We start from the raw sequence: 13,562 nt of genomic DNA on the forward strand, positions 1-13,562 counted from the left end.
GATGACATTACCGAGAATCACTGGGCTTTGCTTGTGAATGTCCTCGATGTAACCAGCCCGTAAGAGGAACTATTCCGCGTCCCCGTGCCCTATCAGCGCACGCACAGCATCGATGGCCTGCCGCACTGTTTCGGCGCGAATTTCGGCTCGGTTGCCGCCAAGATGTAGCGACACAGCCCAGGAAGCGGTGCCTTTGGACAGGCCGATAAACACCGTTCCGGCCGAGTGTCCGTCGGCGGAGCCGGGCCCGGCCACGCCGGTAGTAGACACGCCGATATCGGCGCGCACCTCGTTGACCGCGAGCAGGGCGCGCACGCCGACCGCCATCTGCTTGGCGACATCGGCGTGCACGGGGCCGTGCACGTTGAGCACACTGCTGTCGACGTGGAGCAGACTGCGTTTAAGAGAGGTGTCGTACGCGACCACTCCCCCGCGCAGCACAGCGGATGCGCCGGGGATACGCACGAGTTCGGCCACAAGCAGGCCCCCGGTCAATGACTCAGCGACGGCGATGGTGAGACGGCGGGCGGTGAGCTCCGCGATCAGCTCGGCCGCCGCATCCACCTGACCAGCCGCCGGCCCGGCTGATTCAGGCGAGTGAATGACGGGCATTGACGACGTGATCGGAGCAGAGTCAGGCAACGTCATGCTTTCGCAGTCGCCAGGCCGAGACGAGGTAGTCGAGGCCGGATGCCACGGTCAGGACGAGAGCAATGGTCATGGTGGCCGTGTTGACCCAGTCCACCCAGTCGCCGAAGACCAGCTGGAACGGGAGCAGCGCGAGCGCGATAGCCACAGACTGGGCAATGGTCTTGAGCTTGCCGCCGCGGCTGGCCGGAATGACCCGGTCACGCAGCATGACGAACCGAAACACGGTGATGCCGATTTCGCGCAGAAGAATGACGATGGTCACCCACCAGGGCAGCTCGTCGAGGATGGACAGGCAGACCAAGGCACCACCGGTGAGGATCTTGTCGGCGATCGGGTCGAGAATCTTGCCGAGGTCAGTCACCAGATTATGTCGCCGGGCGATCATGCCGTCGATACCGTCGGTAGCGATCGCGATGATGAACAGCACGGCGGCCGCCCAGCGCAGGGCGTCATGGGCGCCATTGTCGGCCAGCAGCATCCAGATGAAGACCGGAGCGAGCAGAATGCGCACGACCGTGATCAGGTTGGGCACGTTCCAGTTGCTGGGGCGGGTGACGGATTCGTGCGGTGTCGCCATGGTTCAGTCCCTGCCGGTTAGTTTCCAGGCGTCCTCGTCGTCCTCGGCGCCATCCACCTCAGAATACCCCTGTGACATTTTCTCCACCGGGTCGTCGGCATAGCGAGCGTCGGGCGCTGAATCGACGGACTGCGCCTTCAGAGCATGCTGTTCGTCGTCGGACCCGCGCAGGCGGGCGAGCACGCTCGGCAGCTGTTCAGCCGTCACGAGCACGTCGCGGGCTTTGGAACCCTCGGACGGGCCGACGATCTCGCGGGATTCGAGCAGGTCCATCAAACGGCCGGCCTTGGCGAAACCGACCCGCAGCTTACGCTGCAGCATCGAGGTCGACCCGAACTGGGTCGAAACGACGAGTTCGGCCGCAGCGAGGAGCACCTCAAGGTCGTCGCCGATATCAGAGTCGATCTCCTTGCGCGGAGCAACCATGGAGACGTCGGGCCGGTAGTCCGGCCGGGCCTGCAGGGTGACGTGCTTGACAACCTTCTCGATCTCATCCTCGGTGACCCAGGCGCCCTGCACGCGTACGGCTTTGGAGGCGCCCATCGGCAGGAACAACGCGTCACCCTGACCGATGAGCTTGTCGGCGCCGGGCTGGTCGAGGATGACCCGGGAGTCGGTGACGCTCGTGACGGCGAAGGCCAGCCGCGACGGCACATTGGCCTTGATCAGCCCGGTGACAACATCGACGCTGGGCCGCTGGGTGGCCAGCACGAGGTGGATGCCGGAGGCGCGGGCGAGCTGGGTGATGCGCACGATGGAGTCTTCAACGTCGCGCGGGGCGACCATCATGAGGTCGGCCAACTCATCGACGACGACCAGTAGATAGGGGTACGGCTTGAGCTTGCGTTCGCTGCCGACCGGCAGCACGAGCTCGCCGTTGACGACGGCCTTGTTGAAGTCGTCGATGTGGCGAAAGCCGAAGCTCGCGAGGTCATCGTAACGCATGTCCATCTCTTTCACGACCCACTGCAGCGCCTCGGCCGCCTTCTTCGGGTTCGTGATGATGGGGGTGATGAGGTGCGGCACGCCGGCGTAGGCGGCGAGCTCGACCCGTTTCGGGTCGATGAGCACCATGCGCACGTCGCTCGGTTTGGCACGCATGAGCAGGCTCGTGATCATGGAGTTGACGAAGCTGGACTTGCCAGAGCCCGTCGAACCGGCCACGAGCAGGTGGGGCATTTTCGCGAGGTTGGCAATGACGAAACCGCCGCCGACGTCTTTGCCGACGCCGATGGTCATCGGGTGGGTGGCGTTGGTGGCGGTGCTCGATCGCAGCACGTCACCGAGGGTGACGATTTCGCGGTCGGTGTTGGGAATCTCGATACCGATGGCGCTCTTGCCGGGGATGGGCGAGAGAATGCGCACTTCGTTGGAGGCGACCGCGTAGGAGAGGTTCTTGCTCAGGGCGGTGACCCGCTCCACCTTGACGCCCGGGCCAAGTTCGATCTCGTACTGGGTGACCGTGGGGCCACGGGAGAATCCGGTGACCTTCGCATCGACCTGGAACTGGCGCAGCACCTCGGTGATCGACTTGACGACCTCGTCGTTGGCGGCCGAGCGGGCCTTGGCTGGCGGTCCGGCGGTGAGAGTGGATGCCGCGGGCACGAGATACGGAATGGCCGGGTGCGGGCCGGCCAGATCGGAATCGGAGCCTGCGAGCGGCGGCAGGGCCGTGCCGGAGGCATCCACTGCCTGGCTCAGTTCGGGAAAGACATCGTCGAAGCCGGGAAGGACATCGGTGTGCCCGGCCGGGTCGTCGGAGCGCAGGCCGGTGGACGTGCCGAGGTCGACCTCGCCGGTGAAGCGTTTGACGGCGAGTTCGGCCTTACGCAGGTCTTCGAGCACCTCGGTACCGTAGTGATCTCGTTCGGGCAGCACGGTATGGTCGGTGACTTCGGGCTCGATGGCGCTGTCGAAACCGCCCCGCGACTGACCACCGCCCAGGAGCACGCTGAGCGGGTCAGTGGCATCGGGAGCGACCGTAGCTTCAGTCGACAGGGCACCGCCGAAGTCGGGGTCTTCCTCCCGCTTGCTATTGTTCCGGCGCCACCACGGGAGCGCGCCCTCTGGTTCATCGTCGACGCCGTCCAGCTCAACCTGCGCGGTCGTGCCCGGCTTACCACCCGTGGACTTTTTCGCAGCGGCTCGTTCTTCGTCATCGGTCAGCTGCGCGCCGAACAGCCACTCATACAGCTCGCGGGAACGCTGACCAACCCGGTTCGGCGGGGTTTTGGTGATGATGAACAAACTCAGCAGCAACAACAGGATGACGACGATCGTGGCGCCGATCGACGTGGTCAGCAGGATCAGCGGGGCGGCAATCATCCACCCGATCACCCCGCCGGCCAGCGCGAGCGCTGGCATGCCGTCTTGCGGCTCTGGCTGCACACCGAAAATGTGGCACAGCCCCGAAATGGTCACGAGGAGCAGGCTCAGCCCGATGCCGATGCGGCCGTTGTCGTGCACGGAACTGGGTTTGCGGAACAGCCAGACAGAGAACACCAGCAGAATGACCGGCAGGGCGAAGGCGACCCGGCCGAATAATCCGCCGAAGGTGTAGGCGTCGAGCTTCTGGGCGACGACATCGTTGATCAGGAACCATTCGACGATGGCTCCCGAGATGGCGAGCAGCACGAGAAAGAACGGAAGTCCGTCGCGACGTTCGTCTTTGGAGAGTTTTTCGGGGCCGAGGGCGCGGGCCGCGCCGCCGGTGAGGTGGGCCAGGCCCATCCAGGCGCGGGCACCGAGGCTCGGTTTCACGTCGACGGCGGTGAATTTGACGGTCTTCTGCGCGGCGGTCGCGCCGGCCCCGCGGGTTGCCGGTTTGCGCGCCGGGACGCCCTTCGTTGCCGGAGTGCGGGCACGCCCGGACGACTTAGTGCTCGTAGCCATGAAATAACGCTACCAAGCACCGGCGACATTCCCCCGACCCCACGCCCATGGTCGGTGCGACTGGCGAGCGGACAGATGCCGAATGCCGCGCGGCGCATCCGCTCGTGCGCACCCGTTGGTACTAATAGCGGATAGCGTCGATCACCTTCACCCGCACCGCTACCAGCGCGGGAATCAGCCCGGCCAGGGCGCCGACGACCGTCGCGCAGACCAGGCCGAAGATGGCCGCTTCGACCGGGAACGGTGGAAAATCGGTGACCTGGCCCTGGCTGATGAAATTCTCAACGATCGGGCTTTTCACGATGAGCACGGCGGCGATCACCCCGACAATTCCGGCCACGACGGTCGCGACGACGCTTTCCATCATGACGGCGAAGAACACCCGGGCGGCGGTTGCGCCGAAGCTGCGTCGAATGCCGATCTCCCGAATGCGCTGCTTGAGGGTGACCAAGGCGATGTTGACCAGGCCGAGGGCGCCGAGAAGCAGCACGAGTCCGGCGATGGCGCCGACGGTGAGTTTGAGCGAGAGGTACGGGTCGCCATCCATGTACGCCCCGAAGTCCTGTCGGTTCAGCTGAACGGATGCCTCACTCCCCAAAGCACCCTGCACGTCACGCTGCAGGGCGGTAACCAGCTGTTCGGACACGTCGACGGGCACCCACAGCTCGTAGGACGGTGGTCCGAATTGCTGGTTCGGGTCGGTGACGACCGGCGTGATGGCGGTGAGCGCGTCGGCGAGCATATACATGGCCGGTTCGGTCTCCCACGAGAGTGCGGGGTAGACACCCGTGACGACGGCCGTCGTGGTGCGTTCGCCCACCAGGGTCGCGGTTGGGTGGGTGCGCAGGTCGGGTCGGCCGAGGCGGTCCCAGAAGATGGAGTTGACCAGCACGGCTGGCGCGAGCCGGGCCTGGTCATCGTCGGTAAACCAGACGCCCTTCTCGAGGGTGATGCGGTGCATGGTGCCGTAGGGCGGATCGATGCCGAGGGTCTGCACCGGGACGGCGCCGTCGGCGAATTGCACCGTCTGGCTGGTGTTGATCACCCGGCTGGCATAGTCGATTTGGTAGCGTTCGAGCGCCGTGCGCCAGATTTCGGTCATTTCAGTCGGGGTGGAGCCATCGTTCATCGACACGAATAGGGAGAGGCTGGCGGCGCGCCCCCCCGACCGCTCGCTCGATTCGAGGGTCGCCTGCTGGGCGACCGCGCCGAGTCCGACGACGGTGGTGATGGCGCAGACGGCGACGGCCACGCCGATCAGTGAAAGCATGACGCGGGTCTTGTGGATTCTCACCTCCTGCCAGGCTTCGATGACGGAGCCAACCAGGTTGCTCGCGGCGCGCTTCATGCCGGCACCGCGCTTACGACCCGGAGCACGCCATGGTCGAGCCGCAGGTGCCGGGTGGCTCGGGCGGCGATGGCTGGATCGTGGGTGATGGTGACGAGGGCGGCCCCGGATTCGGTGGCGACCTCATCGATCAAGTCCATCACCGTTTCCCCGGTTTCCAGGTCGAGTGCTCCGGTGGGTTCGTCGGCGAGAATCAGACGGGGGCCGCGCACCAGCGAGCGGGCGATCGCCACGCGCTGCTGTTCACCGCCGCTCAATCGGTCGGGCAGTGCACCGAGCCGGTCACTGAGGCCGACCCGTTCGAGCATCTCGGTGGCGATTCGGGCGCGCTGCCAGAACTGACGACCTTCCGCGTAGAGCAGCGGAGTCATCACGTTTTCGAGGGCGGTGCGGCCCTGCAGCAGGTTGAACTGTTGAAAGATGAAGCCGACCTCACGCCCGCGCAACCGGTCCCGGGCGCCGGAGGACAGCGAATGCACCGGGCGGTCTTCGAACAGCATGGTGCCGCTCGTGGGGTTGTCGAGCAGCCCGAGCAGGTTGAGCAGGGTGGTTTTGCCCGAACCGGACCGGCCGACGATCGACACGCGGTCGCCCACGTCGACGTCGAGGTCGACGCCGGAGAGGATGGTGAGAGGCGGCGCATCGATGAGCTGCACGGTGCGGGTCACGCCCTCAAGGTGCAGCAGGGTCATTTGGAGATCCCGCTGCTGGAGAGGCTGTCTCCGAAGCAGACCGTGCTGCCGTCGGGTTGCAGATCGCAGCCCTCGCCGCCGGGGCTGACAGCGGTGGCGCCCGGAACGAACTGGTTGATCAGGTCGCCCTCGAGGATTCCGTCGATGACCTGGACGTTCACTCCGTCGGTCATGCCGAGCGTTACCGGGCGCTCTTCGGTGCCGCCGTCCGGCAACACGAACCAGACGACGCCGGTCTGGGCGGAGCCCTTCACCGCGGTGGTGGGCACGATGAGTATGTTTTCGGCCAGGCCTGCAGCGATCGTGATCTGGGCGGCCAGACCGGAGAAGACGGTCACTTCGGCCGGAATCGCGCAGGTGACGGTGGTGCCGCTCGAGCCGGTCTCGCCGCCGGATACGCCGTCAGCACCGGCCGCGGCACCGGCCAGCGGGGTGGTGATGGTCAAGCCGGTGCAGGTGAACGGCGCCGGCCCGTTGGTGATGGCGACGGATGCCTCGGTCGGCTTGCTCAGCAGGCGGTATTGCTGCTCGGGGCTGAGGGCGCCGCTCACGGAAAAGCTCGGTGGTGCGACCTGGCCGGTGGCATCCCCCACGGCTACGCTCTGGCCGTGGATGACGCCGAGCGAGCTCAGGGTGCCGGTGATCGGGGCCAGCACTTTGACGAAGGTGATCACCGGTTTCGGCTGGGTGATGGTGATGTTGCCATCGGCATCCGTTGATTCGACCGGGTCTTTGATTGTTTCGACCCGGATGTCGTAGATCTTGTCGTTTTTGTTCACCGTTTGTCCGGCTGCGAGGAAGATCTCGTCGACCGTGCCGATGGCGGTCGCTTTGACGGCGACGGCTGGATCGGCCGTGACCGTGCCGGGCAGGGTCACGTCGTTGCTGATCGTGCCGAGGGCGACTGGAATCTGGGGTTCGACGATGACTCCGGTCGGTTCAGCCGGGTTGCTGTCTGCCGCGTTGTCGGGGTAGAACGCAACCTTGACGAGCGCCACCGCGATGGCCGCAATCACGACCAGTCGAAGGATGGGAAAGATCCATTTGCGTGCAACGTTCATGACACTCCCCCGCCGGCTGACCCACCCTGGTCGAGCTCGATGGGCTGAGCCTAGCGCTGTATGAGCCGAGAAGCCCCAGTTGGTTGCTGCGTGTGAAACGGCATGCCCGGCTCGCGCGTCAACCGAAACGAACACAAAAAACCCGCCGACACTGCGCGAGACAGTGACGACGGGATTGCTGGTGCACCCCCCCGGACTTGAACCGGGAACCCACTGATTAAGAGTCAGTTGCTCTGCCAATTGAGCTAGAGGTGCCTGTGCGGCAGTGGAACAACCCGCGGCAACGTGTAACCCTAACACCCCAAGCAGGCTCGATGCCAATCGAGGCCGAAAAGGGCCCACGACCGGCATCCGTGCGTGAAATTACTATCCTTGGGAGGGTGACCGAACAGCGAATGTATTCCCTTTCCGAGGACCTCAACCTGGCACTCGCCCTCGCCGATGCCGCCGACACCATCTCACGTGCGCGCTTCACCGCGCTCGATCTCGTGGTGACGACGAAGCCCGACCGCACGCCGGTGACAGACGCCGACCAGGCCGTTGAGCGTGCGATCCGCGGTTTGCTGGCCGAGCAGCGCCCCGACGACGGCATTCTCGGCGAAGAGTTCGGCATCATCGGGTCGACGACCCGCCAATGGATCATCGATCCCATCGATGGCACCGCCGGATTCCTCCGCGGCATACCAATCTGGGCCACCCTTCTCTCCCTCGCCGTGGATGGCGTACCGGTGCTCGGCGTGGTCAGTGCCCCCGCGCTCGGCAAGCGTTGGTGGGCCGCGGCCGGCAGTGGCGCCTGGTCGATCGATACGCGCACCGCGGATGACACCCCCCTGCGCCTGCGCGTCTCCGGCATCGACACGCTCGCCGAGGCATCCATCAGCTATGGCAGCCTGCAGCAGTGGGATGCGGCCGGGCACCTCGACGAGCTCGTGGACCTCTCCCGGCAGGTCTGGCGCACCAGGGCCTACGGCGACATGTGGTCGTACATGCTGCTCGCCGAGGGCCACCTCGACGTGGCCGGCGAATTCGACCTGCAGCCCTACGACATGGCCGCCCTCGCGCCGATCGTGCAGGAGGCCGGCGGCACGTTCACCTCGGTCGACGGCCAGCCTGGCCCCTGGCACGGCAGCGCCCTGGCCACAAACGGGCTGCTGCACGCGGCGACGCTCGCCGTGCTGAACCCGGGCCAGGCATTGTCTTAACAGTCAGACCGAAGCACCCGGATCGTCCGGAAAGTTGCCGTTGCGAGCGTTGCGCGCATCGAGCCGGCGCTGGCGCTGGCGCCAGGCCCGGGGGTTCAGCAGCAGAATCGGCTTCGGAATGCGCAACGCGTACCCGGTCGGCAGAACCCAGCCGTAACGTTTGGCCAGCAGCGACAGCGCGGCGCCGCTGAGAATGGCCACGCCGGTGCCGACCGCCACGAACCCGAGCTGGCTCAGGATCACCATCTCGGTGCTCGCCAGCAGGGCACTCGTGGCATAGAGCGTATTGCCGCCGAAGATCGTCGGCACCTTGAGCAGCATGATGTCGCGCACCATACCGCCGCCGACCGCGGTGATCATGCCGAGCAGAATGGCGGGCAGCCAACCGAGACCGGCATCGAGCGCCTTCTGCACCCCCACCGCCGCCCAGCATCCCACGGCGAGCGCGTCGGTCAGCAACAGCACGCGTCGGGTCCACCGGCCGTTGAACGTCACGAAGAAGGCGATGACACCGCCGAGGATGGCAATGATCAGATAGGCCGGGTCGAGCAGTGCCGCCGGGCTGCCCTGCTGAAGCAGGGTGTCGCGGATCATGCCGCCGCCGAGCCCGCTCATGATGGCAAGTACCACGAAGCCGACAATGTCGAGGCGGGCCGTGCGCGCGGCGACTCCGCCGAGAATGGCGTTGGCGAGCACGCCAGCCAGGTCCACGAAGCGGATTACCTCAAACAGTGTCTCCGACTCAGTGTTCACTTGCCCCATTCTCTCTCATCTCGGCGCAGGCGACGGGCGCAATTACAGTTGAACCATGAGGATCAACGCTTTTTCCGACGTGTGCCTGCGGATCGTCATGCTGCTCTGTGCGGCGCCGCACGGCGTGACCTTCACCTCGCGAGTGGTTGCCGCCGAGGTCGGCACTCCCTACAACCATGTGAGCAAGGCGCTGTTGCGCCTCCGCGAGCTCGGCCTGGTCGAGGCCATTCGGGGGCGGAGCGGCGGCGTGCGCATCAGCCCGCTCGGGCGCGACGTCACCGTCGGGGCACTCCTGCGCCAGCTCGACACGCGCACCGACCTCGCCGCCTGCGACTCCCCCAACGATCCCTGCCCATTATTGAGCGGATGCGGCCTCCGCGGCAGCCTGCGCCGGGCCAGGGAAGCCTTTTACCGCGAGCTGGATAGCCTCGTCATCGCCAGCCTCCCGCACGGAAAGCCGAATGGACCGATCCTCGTGGAACTGGGATCGGTGCGGTAGGACTAAAGTCCCTACTTTCTACGACTAGTAGAAAGCATCCGTTTAATTGGCATATCAAATGCTACTTTTGTGGAAGGCCCCCACAAACGGGAGTCGGTCACATAGAAGGAGTATTCATGCTTTCGGCCCAGTCCCTCCCCCTCATCGAAGCCACCCTGCCGCTGGTCGGTGAGCGGATGCCCCAGATCGCACGGAACTTCTACAAGCGCATGCTCACCGCCCACCCCGAATTGTTCGATGGGTTGTTCAGCCGCTCGAACCAGAAGAACGGCACGCAGCAGCAGGCTCTCGCCGGCAGCATCGCCGTCTTCGCGACCCACATGGTAAAGAACCCCGACATCACGCCGGAGGCCATGCTCTCCCGCATCGCCCACAAGCACATCTCCCTCGACATTCAGCCCGAGCAGTACGACATCGTCTACAAGTATTTGTTCGAGGGCATCGCCGACGAACTCAGCGACGTCATCACGGCCGAGATCGCCGCCGCCTGGACCGAGGTCTACTGGCTGATGGCCCATGCGTTGATCAAGATGGAGAAGGGCCTCTACGCCGGACTCGCCAGCGACAAGCCGCTCGCCCCCTGGATCGTCGTGAAGAAGGAAGCGGCCGGAACCGACGCCGTCACGTTCACCCTCGAACCGGCCGACGACACTCCAGTGACGCCCGCCTTGCCGGGCCAGTACGTCAGCGTCACCGCCACCATGCCCGACGGTATCCGCCAAGTGCGTCAGTACTCCCTTTCAGCCGGCACGGCCACGACGCGAGTCTTCACCACCAAGCTCGACGCCGACGGCGAGGTCTCCCCCGTGCTGCACCGCGACGTGCAGGTCGGCGATACGCTCATCCTCTCCGTGCCGTGCGGCGATATCACCCTCGATGCGGGCACCGGCCCGCTGATCCTGGCCTCGGCCGGAATCGGCTGCACGCCCAGCGCCTCCATCCTGCGCTCCCTGGTGGACACGGGATCGAAGCGTGAGGTGCTCGTGCTGCATGCCGAAAGCAACCTCGAGCGCTGGGCGCTGCGCGAACAGATGAATGAGGACGTCGCGCTCCTGGAGGCGGCCGAACTCGAGCTCTGGCTGGAGATCCCGAGCGAGGGCCACCACGAGGGTTTCATGTCGCTGGCGAACGTGGCCATCCCGGAGGATGCCTCGGTGTACCTCTGCGGTCCACTCCCGTTCATGCGCAGCCTGCGCTCCCAGGCACTGCAGTCCGGCGTGCCGGCCGATCGCATCCACTACGAGATCTTCGGCCCCGACCTCTGGCTCGCCAACGCCTGAGCGTCGGCCCACGCTAGGTTTGGATCGTGGATGCTAACGGTGGTATCGAGATAGAACGCAAGTTTGACGTCGACGAACTGGCCGTGCTGCCTCCCTTGATCGACCTGCCGGGCGTGCAGGCCATCGCCGAGCCGGTGGTTCACGACCTCGAGGCCGTCTATTTCGACACGAACGATCTCGTACTCAGCGCCGCACGTATCACGCTGCGCCGGCGTACCGGCGGCGACGACGCGGGATGGCACCTCAAACTGCCACAAAACGCCGGCCGTCGCCGTGAGATCCACGCGCCCCTCGGCCGAGACAGGCAGGGCGAAGCCGATGCCGTACCCGAGTCGCTCGCGCAACTCGTGCGGGTCTACGTGCGCGCCGCACCGCTCGTTCCCGTGGCACGCCTCACCACCATCCGCGTCGTGCATGCCCTGATCGGTGCGGGTGGTGAAACCCTCGCCGTGCTCTGCGACGATCGGGTGCAGGCCGAGCGGCTCGTTCACGAACCGGCCTCAGCAGCCTGGCGCGAATGGGAGTTCGAGCTCGTCGACGCACCGGAAGACCTGCTGGACGCGGGGCAGGCTGTGCTCGCGGTCGCCGGCATCCTCGTGTCAGGGCACGCGTCGAAACTGGCGCGTGCCCTCGGCGACCGGTTGACTGCGGAATCGCCCCGGAATCGGCAGCGCCCGACGCCCACCGGACCGGCCGGGAACGTCCTACTGGCCAGCCTGGGCGAGCAGATCGGCGTCATTCGCGCGCAGGACCCGCGGATTCGCCAGCACACGCTCGGCTCCGTGCACGCGATGCGTGTCGCCTTACGCCGGCTGCGCTCGGTGCTGGCCACCTATCGATCCCTCGTCGACCCGACCGTCGTGCAACACCTCCGCACCGAACTCGGCTGGCTCGCCGCCGTGCTCGGCGGCTCCCGCGACGAGGAGGTGCTGCAACGCCGCCTCGCCGGCCTGCTCGACCGCGAGGATCCCGCAGTGCTGCTCGGCTCCATCCGCGACCGCCTGACGACCCGCTCCGCAGCGGATGCCGCCACCGCCCGACACACGCTCGTCGTCGCCCTCGACAGCCACCGCTACTTTCGGCTGCTCGACGCCCTCGACGCCCTCGCCGCCTCGCCGCCGTTCACGGCCACGGCCGGTCAGGACGCCCGCGTGGTCGTGCCCGCCCTGGTCACGAAGGAATGGAAGAAACTGCGCCGCGCCGTGCGCCGCGCCACCGGGACCGTGCCGGGGCCGGAACGTGACCTCGCCCTGCACGAGGTGCGCAAGCGCGCCAAGAGGCTGCGCTACGCGGCCGAGACGGCGCATCCGCTCAACCCGAAGCGTGCCGCGCGGGTGAGCGGATTCGCCCAGAAACTGCAGACCATTCTCGGTGACCAGCACGACAGTGTCATCGCCCGCGAGCGCCTGCTGCGCCGCGGCGGGGTCGACGCCTACCTTCGCGGCGAGAACACCTTCAGTTACGGCCGCCTGCACGCCCTGGAACAGCAGAAAGCAGCGGATGCCGAGGCTCTCTTCTGGAAGGCCTGGTCGCACCGCCCCTGACAGATCAGCTCCAGAGCGCCACGTGCACCTTGGAGCCGCGCCGGGCGACGCCGCGTGATCCACCGGGGGCGAGCATCGCCGCGGTCGCCTCGGCGGTCGTGACGAAACGTTGCAGGGTGCGCGCGGGGGTCGACGCCCGTCCGTGATCGAGGGTGCTCGCGCACCACAGCCCCGCGATCGGCGTATTCGGCACCGGCAGCACCACGAGCGACCCGGCCGTGACCTCGGCCCGCACGATGTGCATGAACGCGAGCATGATCCCTTCGCCGGCGCGAACCGCAGCGAGGGCATCTGTTTCGCTGCTGAGCGGCACGATCTCCGGAACGCCGAGCGCAGAGGCAAGGAATGCTGCTGCCAGCCAGCTGCTCTCGGCCGTGAACTCTTCAACCCCGGCCGGACCGGTGAACCACGGCTCCCCCAGCAGGGCGGCGAGCGGCAACGACTGCTTCCGCTGGCCAAGCGGATGCCCCGGCGCGGCCACCAGCACCCGCTGGTAGCGCAAGAATGGCACCACTTCGAGCTGCGTTCCCTGCGGTGGCCGGGAGCCGAGAGCCACGTCGTAGGCATGGTCCTGCAACAGCGACCCGATGTCATCGGCGGACTCGACCACCACGTCAATCCCGCCGGAGTGGACAGGAACCCGGCGGGTGAACGCGTCGAGCAGCCGGCCGGCCGCGTGTTCGGCGAAGCCCGCAGTGGCAACGACGCGCAGGCACGCCGCGGACTCCGCGGCGTGCGAGACCTCCCAGCGCACCTGGTCGGCCAGGCCGACGATCTCCTGGGCGTGATCGGCGAGCGCCCGACCGCCGGCCGTCAGGGCGATCCCCGACCCCGACCGCCTGACCAGGGCGTCCCCGAGGTCCAGGCGAAGCGCGGCGAGCGACGACGATACCGCCGGTTCGCTGATTCCGAGCACGGCCGCAGCGGCACGCAGCGACCCGAGGCGAGCCACGAGGGCGAAGGCCCTCAGCTGGTTCAGCGTCATTGTCACAGCTCATAACCTTTCGCTTAGGTCGATAGTGACAGCCATGGGAGTGCGGAGCAAGCTGCGGCCCACACCAGT

The 13,562-nt window shown here is 66.5% G+C and carries 12 protein-coding genes and 1 tRNA gene; 4 read left to right on the forward strand and 9 right to left on the reverse strand.

Annotation, left to right across the window (positions count from 1 at the left end; all coding sequences use genetic code 11):
* Positions 1-69: 69 nt before the first annotated feature.
* From E3T50_RS11415 to E3T50_RS11445, 7 genes are all read right to left on the reverse strand, one after another.
* Positions 70-612: a CinA family protein gene (locus E3T50_RS11415; protein ID WP_134551976.1), complete on the reverse strand. Its 543-nt coding sequence runs from the start codon at positions 610-612 to the stop codon at positions 70-72.
* 22 nt (positions 613-634) lie between these two features.
* Positions 635-1,228 carry a CDP-diacylglycerol--glycerol-3-phosphate 3-phosphatidyltransferase gene (gene pgsA, locus E3T50_RS11420; RefSeq protein WP_134551978.1) on the reverse strand — a complete coding sequence of 198 codons (594 nt, stop codon included), beginning with the start codon at positions 1,226-1,228 and terminating at the stop codon, positions 635-637.
* Positions 1,229-1,231: 3 nt separating this feature from the next.
* Positions 1,232-4,120, reverse strand: a complete 2,889-nt coding sequence (locus E3T50_RS11425) for an FtsK/SpoIIIE family DNA translocase (protein WP_134551980.1) — start codon at positions 4,118-4,120, stop codon at positions 1,232-1,234.
* A 121-nt stretch (positions 4,121-4,241) separates the two neighbouring features.
* Positions 4,242-5,468 (reverse strand): ABC transporter permease, encoded by a 1,227-nt coding sequence (locus E3T50_RS11430; protein WP_134551981.1) that lies wholly within the window; start codon positions 5,466-5,468, stop codon positions 4,242-4,244.
* A complete protein-coding gene (locus E3T50_RS11435) occupies positions 5,465-6,160 on the reverse strand; it encodes an ABC transporter ATP-binding protein (protein ID WP_134551983.1) in 696 nt (231 codons plus the stop codon). Before E3T50_RS11435 ends, E3T50_RS11430 begins: the two co-directional genes overlap by 4 nt.
* Entirely contained in the window at positions 6,157-7,221 is a 1,065-nt protein-coding gene (locus E3T50_RS11440) for a permuted SH3 domain-containing protein (RefSeq protein WP_134551985.1), read from the reverse strand. Before E3T50_RS11440 ends, E3T50_RS11435 begins: the two co-directional genes overlap by 4 nt.
* 179 nt (positions 7,222-7,400) lie before the next feature.
* Positions 7,401-7,476: transfer RNA gene (locus E3T50_RS11445), tRNA-Lys, on the reverse strand.
* 125 nt (positions 7,477-7,601) lie between these two features.
* Between E3T50_RS11445 and E3T50_RS11450 the strand changes: the two genes are divergently transcribed.
* A complete protein-coding gene (locus E3T50_RS11450; RefSeq protein ID WP_241990888.1) occupies positions 7,602-8,423 on the forward strand; it encodes an inositol monophosphatase family protein in 822 nt (273 codons plus the stop codon).
* A 3-nt stretch (positions 8,424-8,426) separates the two neighbouring features.
* Here the strand turns inward: E3T50_RS11450 and E3T50_RS11455 are convergent, their stop codons facing one another.
* On the reverse strand, positions 8,427-9,176 hold the full coding sequence (locus E3T50_RS11455; protein ID WP_134551987.1) for a trimeric intracellular cation channel family protein: 750 nt from the start codon (positions 9,174-9,176) through the stop codon (positions 8,427-8,429).
* A gap of 55 nt (positions 9,177-9,231) precedes the next feature.
* Here E3T50_RS11455 and E3T50_RS11460 point away from each other — a divergent pair, with 55 nt between their 5' ends.
* The 3 genes from E3T50_RS11460 to E3T50_RS11470 all read left to right on the forward strand — a co-directional run bounded on the left by E3T50_RS11460 (position 9,232) and on the right by E3T50_RS11470 (position 12,499).
* A complete protein-coding gene (locus E3T50_RS11460; RefSeq protein WP_134551989.1) occupies positions 9,232-9,675 on the forward strand; it encodes an RrF2 family transcriptional regulator in 444 nt (147 codons plus the stop codon).
* A 116-nt stretch (positions 9,676-9,791) separates the two neighbouring features.
* Complete coding sequence (locus E3T50_RS11465; RefSeq protein WP_134551991.1) at positions 9,792-10,955, forward strand: globin domain-containing protein; 1,164 nt, start codon at positions 9,792-9,794, stop codon at positions 10,953-10,955.
* Positions 10,956-10,981: 26 nt separating this feature from the next.
* Positions 10,982-12,499: a CYTH and CHAD domain-containing protein gene (locus tag E3T50_RS11470; protein ID WP_134551993.1), complete on the forward strand. Its 1,518-nt coding sequence runs from the start codon at positions 10,982-10,984 to the stop codon at positions 12,497-12,499.
* Between the two features lie 4 nt (positions 12,500-12,503).
* On the opposite strand, the gene E3T50_RS11475 is transcribed toward E3T50_RS11470, so the two are convergent.
* Positions 12,504-13,484 carry a LysR family transcriptional regulator gene (locus E3T50_RS11475; protein ID WP_134552116.1) on the reverse strand — a complete coding sequence of 327 codons (981 nt, stop codon included), beginning with the start codon at positions 13,482-13,484 and terminating at the stop codon, positions 12,504-12,506.
* Positions 13,485-13,562 lie beyond the last annotated feature (78 nt).

Source organism: Cryobacterium gelidum, from assembly GCF_004403985.1.
Lineage (GTDB): Bacteria > Actinomycetota > Actinomycetes > Actinomycetales > Microbacteriaceae > Cryobacterium > Cryobacterium gelidum.

Coding starts and splice junctions, on each gene's coding strand:
- E3T50_RS11475 (WP_134552116.1), bottom strand. CDS start 13,484: ATGACGCTGAACCAGCTGAGGGCCTTCGCCCTCGTGGCTCGCCTCGGG.
- E3T50_RS11425 (WP_134551980.1), bottom strand. CDS start 4,120: ATGGCTACGAGCACTAAGTCGTCCGGGCGTGCCCGCACTCCGGCAACG.
- E3T50_RS11460 (WP_134551989.1), top strand. CDS start 9,232: ATGAGGATCAACGCTTTTTCCGACGTGTGCCTGCGGATCGTCATGCTG.
- E3T50_RS11435 (WP_134551983.1), bottom strand. CDS start 6,160: ATGACCCTGCTGCACCTTGAGGGCGTGACCCGCACCGTGCAGCTCATC.
- pgsA (WP_134551978.1), bottom strand. CDS start 1,228: ATGGCGACACCGCACGAATCCGTCACCCGCCCCAGCAACTGGAACGTG.
- E3T50_RS11465 (WP_134551991.1), top strand. CDS start 9,792: ATGCTTTCGGCCCAGTCCCTCCCCCTCATCGAAGCCACCCTGCCGCTG.
- E3T50_RS11440 (WP_134551985.1), bottom strand. CDS start 7,221: ATGAACGTTGCACGCAAATGGATCTTTCCCATCCTTCGACTGGTCGTG.
- E3T50_RS11415 (WP_134551976.1), bottom strand. CDS start 612: ATGCCCGTCATTCACTCGCCTGAATCAGCCGGGCCGGCGGCTGGTCAG.
- E3T50_RS11430 (WP_134551981.1), bottom strand. CDS start 5,468: ATGAAGCGCGCCGCGAGCAACCTGGTTGGCTCCGTCATCGAAGCCTGG.